Raw genomic sequence first — 729 nt, forward strand, 5'->3', positions numbered from 1 at the left:
CACCACCTGGCCATGGCGGATCGGCTGTTCATGGATGAGACCAAGGCGCCGGTACTCGATCCGGGGCGCGGCCAAACGAAGAAAGGCTACTTCTGGGCGATCGCCTCAGACGACCGCGGCCACAGCGGTCCAAGTCCGCCGATCGTGCTGTTCCGATATGCTCCCGGTCGCAGCGGTGCCTTTGCTGAGCAGTTCCTCGACGGTTTTGGCGGACGCTACCTGCAATGCGATGCCTATGACGGTTATGACCGGCTGACCGAAGTTGCTCGGCCGCAAGGGCCATGGACGCTCGTGCATTGTTGGAGCCATTTGCGCAGACGCTTCGTCAAATTGGTACGCAACAGCAAGTCGCCGATCGCTGAGGCCGCCGTTCGGCACATCGCGCAGCTTTACGCCATCGAAGCCATGGTGCGCGGCTCATCGCCGGACATCCGCTTGGCCGCGCGCAAGGAGCACTCGCTGCCCATGGTAGCCGCGTTAAAGTCGTGGTTCGAGAAACAGCTGTCGATGATCTCCAGCGGTTCGACGCTCGCCGAGGATATCCGCTATGCGCTCAATCATTGGCAGGGGCTGACCCGCTTCCTCGAAGACGGGCGTCTCGAGCTCGACACCAACCCGGTCGAGAACGCCATCCGGCCAGTCTGCTTGACCAGGAAAAACGCTCTCTTCGCCGGTCATGAAATCGGGGCAGAAAACTGGGCCTTGCTCGCGTCGATCGTCGCCACCTGC

General features: G+C 62.0%; 1 protein-coding gene. It reads left to right on the top strand.

Annotated features, from left to right (window positions below; genetic code table 11):
* Positions 1-729: IS66 family transposase (gene tnpC, locus XI09_RS08470; protein WP_442869554.1), on the top strand; the 729-nt coding region annotated here is incomplete at both ends.

Source organism: Bradyrhizobium sp. CCBAU 11386, from assembly GCF_028128955.1.
Classification (GTDB): Bacteria; Pseudomonadota; Alphaproteobacteria; order Rhizobiales; family Xanthobacteraceae; genus Bradyrhizobium.